Below are 7039 nucleotides of genomic sequence, written 5' to 3' on the forward strand. Positions count from 1 at the left end.
GTGCAACATCCTTTTCAGCCCACCCGGGCCAGCTGTGGTTGCCTGGCGCCGAGCCGGCGCCGTTCACGGGCCGGGGCGATGTCCAGTTGTTCCCGGTATTTTGCGACGGTTCGGCGGGCAATGTTCACCCCCTGGCGTGACAACAGGCCGGCGATCGCCTCATCGGCCAGTGGCCGACCGGCCGGTTCGGCGTCGATCAGGCGGCGGACCATGGCCTTGACCGCCTGCCCGGAGACGCTGGCGCCTTCCAGTCGGACGGCGAAGAAGTGCTTCAGTTCGAAGGTGCCGCGCGGGGTCTGCAGGAACTTGCCGGTGGTGATGCGCGAGACGGTGGACTCGTGCATGCCGATTTCCTCGGCCACTTCCTTCAGGGTCAGCGGTGCCATGGCTTCCTCGCCACGCACCAGGAACGCGGCCTGGCGCTCGACGATCACCCGCGCGGTGCGCAGCAGGGTGTCGTAGCGCATCGACAGGCCGCGGCTGAACCAGCGCGCTTCCTGCAGCATCTCGCGCAGTGCCGGGGCGGCCTCACTGGTCTCTGCCAGCGCCTGTTCGTACTGGCTGTTGATGGAGACGCGGCGACTGGTGGCCGGGTTCAATGCCACTTTCCACTGGCCATCGGCGTGCCAGGCGACCACATCCGGAACCACAACGGCATTGCGTTCCGGCAGCAGGCTGTCGCCTGGGCGTGGCTGCAGCGACAGGATCAGGCGTACCGCTTCGCGCACATCGTCGATCTCGGCGTCGTGCTGGCGGGCGAGGGCGGGGTAATCATGTGCGGCCAGCGCATCGAGCGCGCCGTCCAGGATGCGCGTGGCCAGGTGGCGGGCAGGCACCGCGCCGTGCAGGCTGCGCAGCTGCGCCTGCAGGCCCTCGCGCAGGTCCTGGGCGGCCATGCCGGCCGGGTCACCGTGCAGCAGCTGCTGGCGGATGGCTTCGACGCCGTCGGCGTCGATGTCGAACTGGGCGCTGGCCAGCAGCTGCAGCTGGCCCAGTGGCGCCTGCAGGTAGCCAGCCTCGTCGCAGTGGTCCAGCCAGAATGCGGCCACTGCCAGCTGGCGATCATCCATGTCCAGCGACAGGCGCTGCAGCACGCGCAGCTGCGGGTCGGTGGATTCGCCGGCGGCGATGCGCGCCATGCGGTCGTCGTCGCCGTCCTGCCAGCTGGCGCCGGCCACGTCCCACATCGACGACTCCGGCAGCTCGTCGAACGCGGCGGTTTCCAGCGTCGCGGTGGCAACGTCGGTGGCGTCGGCGGCCGGTGCTTCGGGCTCTTCGATTTCCAGCAGGGGATTGGAGTCCAGCAGGCGCTGGATTTCCTGTTCCAGGTGCAGGCCATCAAGCTGCAGCAGCCGGATCGACTGCAGCAGCTGCGGGGTGAGGTGAAGTTGTTGGCCCAGCTGGGTCGAGAGTGCAGCCTTCATCGTGGTTCCCCGGCGCCGCTCCCCGGCGCCTTGTGGAACGCATCTTGCTTTTGATCCGGCGGTGGCGGAATCGGGGGGTTCCTGAGGAGCTTCGTGAATTTCCTTACGGCGTGTAGGGGTATTCCCTACAGTGGTGCGGAATGTTGACGATGATCGCTGCTAAGTTGCTGATTTCCGGTGCAAGGCCGGGATTGATCGGGCTGCACCGTGTACGGATTCCTGTCGGGGAGTGTCGGGATGACGGGAATTCGACGCCGGGTGCGGGTTGGCTGCGTCGGCTGTCGATAGAGACGATCACCGGTAGAGTCGACTGTCAGTCGACTGCTCTCCGATCAGACCAAGGAAAAGTTCCGCGCTCCGCGCGCAAGTCGACTGACAGTCGACTCTACCAACAGCCAACTCTACCCAGCCATCGCTTCGTCACGCCGAGGCTGGCGCTTACTCCAGCTCGTGCTGATGGCGCGCGGCCAGCAGCAGCAGATCGTTGGCGCGACGGCAGCCCAGTGACTCCATCATGCGTGCGCGGTGGGTTTCCACTGTCTTGACGCTGATGCCGAGGTCGGCGGCGATTTCCTTGTTGCTCTCACCCTTGCCGATGCGGCGCAGGATCTCGCGCTGGCGCGGCGACAGCGCGGCGATGCCGGTGGGCTTCTCGCGGCCCAGCATCGGTGCCAGCATCTTGGCGGAGATCTGCGGGCTCAGGAACACCTGGCCGGCGTGTGCGGCGCGCAGCGCCAGTTCCAACTCCTGCGGTGCTGCATCCTTGACCACGAACCCGACCGCGCCCCGATCCAGGGCATCGCGCACGTGAGCGGCATCGTCGTGCATGGTCATCATCACCACCCGGGTACCGGGCGCGCGCAGCCGGATATCGCTGAGCGCTTCCAGACCCGTACGGCCAGGCAATGACAGGTCCATCAGGACCACGTCCGGGGCGTGCTGCAGGGCCAGCTGCAGCGCCTGTTCGGCGTTGCTGGCCTCTGCAACCAGCTGCACGTCGGCAAACCCCTGCAGCAGCCGCGCCAGGCCGGCGCGGACCAGGGTGTGATCGTCGACGATGAGAACTCGCACAGGCACGCAGCAGGTCCGTGTAGGGGAGTCCACCTTAACTTAGCTGAACGGGCGCGCCAAGGCTTGCCCGCCAAGCGTGATGGTGGCAGGTTTCAGCGCGCCCGGCGTGCCTCGGCCACCTGGCGCCGGTGCAGGCGGAACAGGTGGCGCTCCATGGCCATTTCCAGGCCATCGCCAAGGCGCTGGAAGCGCAGCCACAGATAGTGGCCGCCGCCGCCATCGGCCGCTTCGGCAATCACTTCCACCGGCAGGTCGATATGGTCGGGCAGCCAATCACTGGGCTGCAGACGGACCAGGCCCGCCTGGCCGGGGCTGGCGCCACTGCGCGGGCCCAGTTGCAGGCGGATGCCACGGCGCGACCAGCGCACCGGGCGCAGGGTCAGTTCCTGGCCCTGCTGGCGGACCAGGCGGCCAAGCAGCACCATCGCCAGATCCAGCTTCGCCTCCAGCCGCTGCAATTGCAGGCTGGCTTCATTGCGGTCGTCATGCTCGTCAACGCGGCTGTCTTCAACCAGCGCCAGGCTGCGCAGCAGGCCCTCGGCACTGCCGGTACGGCCGGTGCCACTGCCTGCCTGGAATTCGGCGGGCAGTGCCAGCTCGCAGCTGAGCGTTTCGTCGAACAGCTCGCTTTCGGCGGGATGGTGCAGCGACGTTGTCGGCAGTTGGGTCATGCCAGCGATTCTGCCTGCAGGTAGGCATGGGCCGCGCGAAGAGAGCGCTGGCCGTCATTCATCAGTGCTGCCACCGCATCGCGACGCTGGCGCAGCAGGCCCAGCAGGTTCTGCTGGCGCTCGAACAGCGCACTGAGTGGTGCGTGGTCGTCCGAGGTCAGCGGCTGGCTGAGCAGGGCATGCAGCGTGCTGTCGTGACCGTCTAGCAGGCTGTCGGCCTGGTCGAGGGCGTCTTCGCCCAGGGCCTTTTCGAAGGCGTCCAGCTGGGTGTGCAGTTCGTGCAGGCTCATGGCGCCACCGCGGCCGGGCGGCGCTGTTCCTGCGGGATTGCATTCCAGGCGCTGTCGATCTCGCCCAGCAACTGCAGGGATTCATCGAGGGCGGCACGGTCGTTGTGCAGGTTGGCCTCGGTCAGGCGCTGCAGCACGTAGTCGTAGAGTGCCGACAGGTTCCCGGCGATTTCACCGCCAGCCTCATGATCCAGCGAGCCATTGAGGTGGCCGACGATCGCGCAGACCTCGCCGATCGCCTTGCCCTTGCCGGCCTGGTCGCCACGCTCGAGGCTGGCCAGGGCGCGCCGCACGCGCTCCAGCGCGCCGGCCAGCAGCATCGCCACCAGCTTGTGCGGATCGGCATCGGCGACCGCACTGGTCACTCCCACCTGGCGGTACTGCTCGGCATATTGACGGCTGGAACCGTACATTCGTGATTCTCCTTGCGCGGGGTGCCGCCGGCAGGTCGTGGGGACCGCTTCCGGCGGTGCGGCGTTGATTGCTGTTGCGTCCGTTATCGGTGCGTTACACGCCAAACTTGAGCGTTGCACGCCGTCCTTTAGCGGTTCAGCTGTGCCAGCTGCTGCTGCAGCGACGTATTGCTCTGCTGCAGCTTGCCCATCAGGCTGTCCAGCGCGATGAACTGCTTCTTGTAGCGCTCCTCCACGTTCTTCATGCGCGTGTCGAGGTCCTTGCGGCGCTTGTCGATGTTGTCCAGCGTGGTGTTGAGGCCCTTGGTGCGGGCGACGAATGCGCCTTCCTTGCCGACCGTGGTGCTGACGTAGCCGTCGACCATGGTGTAGAGCGTGCCGGCACCGCCGGTGTCACCGGTGATTGCCGAGCGGATCTTCTCGGGCTGACTGGCCAGCGCGGCGGCAAACTTGGTGGCGTCCAGCACCAGGCTGCCGTCGGCGTTGGGGTAGCCACGCGTCTGCAGTCCCAGCGTTTTCGGGTCCAGGCCATCGGCGGACAGTTCCTTCAGCACGCCCGACATCACCGAGCGCAACTGGCTGGAGGCACCACGCATCTGCGCGTCGCCGGTCAGCGTGGCGGCTTCCTTGGTCTTGGCGTCGTACTTGGTCTCGGTGTTGATCGCCGCGATTGCTGCGTTGTAGGCGGTCACGAACTCCTGCATCACCTTGGTGGCTGCAGTGGTATCGGTGCTGATCACGACGGTGCTCTTGCCCTTGACCTTGAGGTTCAGGGTCAACCCCGGCACGGCGTCGGCCACGGTGTTGCTGGCGCTGACCACCGTGACGCCATCGATGGTCAGCTCGGCATCGGCTGCCGCGGTGTTTTCCTGGAGGCTGCCCACCAGTGCGGTCAGTTTCGGGTCGCTGCCGCCGTATTCGAGCTTGATGGCATTGGCGGCGCCGGTCTTTTCCTGGGCGATCGACAGGTACTGGTTGTCGCCCGAGGCGATCAGGGTCGCCTGCACGCCTTCCTTCCGGCCTGCGGCGTCGATCTTGTTGCGCACGGTGGTCAGCGTATCGCCGGCTTCCACCTCGACCTTCATCGTCTTTGCCTTGTCGCCAACGCCAACGGTCAGCGTCAAGGTTCCGGCGCCGAAGGTGTCGGTCTTCCCTACCGAGGTATTGGCAATCAGCTTGTGTGCGGTGGCAAGGGATTTCACCTCCACCTGGTGGGTGCCATTGGAGGCCGCTGCCTTGGTCGTGCCCAGGTCGTACAGTGCCACCGAGGCCGTCAGCACGTCGTCGGTGTTGGCGGGTTGCGCCTTGCCGGTGGCGGTCACGGTGCGGGTATCGAAGGCGGTGGTGGCCTTCAGTGCGGTCAGCGCGGTCTTCAGCTTGTCGAAGGCTGAAGTGACAGTGCCGATCGACGACAGCTGCATCTTGGCCTTGGACTGCTGCAGGTTCAGCGCGTTGTCGGCGGGCTTGCGGTCGGCTGCGACCAGCTGGTTGACGATGTCCGAGATGTTGAGCCCCGAGCCAATGCCACCGTATCCAAAGCTTGCCATGTGATTCTCCTGGTATCCGGGCCTGGCCGTCGTGCGGTGGCCCGTCGTCAACGAAAATAGCGGCCTGCGCCGCTGGGTCTTGAGGACTTCGTTGATGCACGTGCCGTGCCAATGGTCTGGCGCAGGTTCTGGCACGCGGGTTGCAGGAGGGCTGGGGCAGGGTGCGGGTAGGTTCACCGCGGGCTGCCGGGAGTCTGCAAAAAGCCCTCCCCCAATGCAGGGGAGGGATCAGGCTACTGACAATCGGGGGGAGACGAAGCCGCCCGGTACGTACAGTCAAAGGTACAGCGCTGAAAGAGAGGTCCGCAGGAGCGGGCGATGCCAAGCCGGTTCGGGAGTGATCCCGGGCCGGGCATGGCCCGCGCCTTCGTGCATCGTGGCTTCCCGGTTGCCGCTACCGTCGGTTCGACCCGACGGTAGCGGCGCCTTCTTGCCGTGGATCAGCGCAGCAGGCTGAGCACGCCCTGCGGCACCTGGTTGGCCTGGGCCAGCATGGCCGTACCGGCCTGCTGCAGGATCTGGGTGCGGGTCAGCTCTGCGGTTTCCTTGGCGAAGTCGGTGTCCTTGATGCGGCTGCGCGACGCCGACAGGTTTTCCGACGAGGTCTGCAGGTTGGCGACGACCGAGGTGAAGCGGTTCTGGATCGCACCGAGGTCAGCGCGGGTGCTGTTGATCGCACCCAGGGCCTTGTCGACCACTTCCATCGCCTGCTGTGCACCCTTCACGGTGGACACGTCGATCTTGTCGGCGAAGCTCTTGGCCACTGCGGTGGTGCTGGCGGTGATGTCGCCCGGGCCGGTGGCGATGCCGGTCCAGGTGCCGGTTTCCACGGCGATACCGAGGAAGGCGCCATTCTTGTCGACGCTGTCCTTGACCGAGCTCAGGTTGATCTTGCCACCACCGGCAGCGTCGACCTCGGCCAGGACGCCGGTCTCACCGATCTTGGCATTGATCGCAGCGACCATGGCCTTGGTGGCGGCGTCCTGGGTCTTGGTGCCATCGGCACCGCCCTGGGCGGCCACGTCGATGTCGGCGATGCTGATTGCCGAACCTGCGCCGTTGGTGATGGTCATGCCGCTGACCTTCACGCCGGTTGCGCCGTCTGTCGGAGCGGCGATGGTGAAGCTGACCGAATCGAACATCGCACCACCCAAGGCATTGGCCTTGGCATCGATGGTCTTGTCGATGGCAATGGCCTGGCCCGCATTGGCGCCGACCTGGAACAGCTGGCTGGAGAACGAGCCGTCCAGCAGCTTGGTGCCGTTGAAGTCCGACTGCTTGGCGACGCGGTCGATTTCGCTGACCAGCTGGGTCACTTCGGCCTGCAGCGCCTTGCGGTCGCTGGCGGAGTTGGTGGCGTTGGACGCCTGCACCGACAGCTCGCGGACGCGCTGCAGGTTGTTGCCGATTTCGGTCAGCGAACCTTCGGCGACCTGGGCCAGCGAGATGCCGTCGTTGGCATTGCGGATGGCGACGTCGGTACCGCGGATCTGCGTGCCGAAGCGCTCGGAGATCGCCAGACCGGCGGCGTCGTCCTTGGCGCTGTTGATGCGCGAACCGGAGGACAGGCGCTGGATGGTGGTGGCCAGCGAGCTGCCGCTGGTGCTCAGGTTACGCTGAGCA

At 66.4% G+C, this 7039-nt stretch carries 7 protein-coding genes; all 7 read right to left on the minus strand.

The annotated features are described in order from the left end of the window. Positions 1-14: 14 nt before the first annotated feature. Positions 15-1424, minus strand: coding sequence for an RNA polymerase factor sigma-54 (rpoN, locus tag AC5P7E_RS20120; RefSeq protein ID WP_005409557.1), 1410 nt, complete (start codon positions 1422-1424; stop codon positions 15-17). A 438-nt stretch (positions 1425-1862) separates the two neighbouring features. After that, positions 1863-2495 (minus strand): response regulator, encoded by a 633-nt coding sequence (locus tag AC5P7E_RS20125; protein ID WP_005413261.1) that lies wholly within the window; start codon positions 2493-2495, stop codon positions 1863-1865. Positions 2496-2587: 92 nt separating this feature from the next. Next, positions 2588-3166 (minus strand): PilZ domain-containing protein, encoded by a 579-nt coding sequence (locus AC5P7E_RS20130; protein ID WP_005413262.1) that lies wholly within the window; start codon positions 3164-3166, stop codon positions 2588-2590. Beyond that, positions 3163-3456: a hypothetical protein gene (locus tag AC5P7E_RS20135; RefSeq protein WP_005409560.1), complete on the minus strand. Its 294-nt coding sequence runs from the start codon at positions 3454-3456 to the stop codon at positions 3163-3165. Before AC5P7E_RS20135 ends, AC5P7E_RS20130 begins: the two co-directional genes overlap by 4 nt. Next, complete coding sequence (gene fliS / locus AC5P7E_RS20140; protein ID WP_005409561.1) at positions 3453-3869, minus strand: flagellar export chaperone FliS; 417 nt, start codon at positions 3867-3869, stop codon at positions 3453-3455. Before fliS ends, AC5P7E_RS20135 begins: the two co-directional genes overlap by 4 nt. A gap of 128 nt (positions 3870-3997) precedes the next feature. Continuing rightward, positions 3998-5416 (minus strand): flagellar filament capping protein FliD, encoded by a 1419-nt coding sequence (gene fliD, locus AC5P7E_RS20145; RefSeq protein ID WP_043033573.1) that lies wholly within the window; start codon positions 5414-5416, stop codon positions 3998-4000. 440 nt (positions 5417-5856) lie between these two features. Continuing rightward, the coding region (locus tag AC5P7E_RS20150) for a flagellin (protein WP_495213708.1) at positions 5857-7039 on the minus strand (1183 nt) is incomplete at its 5' end.

Source organism: Stenotrophomonas sp. YJH_SMC_25 (assembly GCF_059369595.1).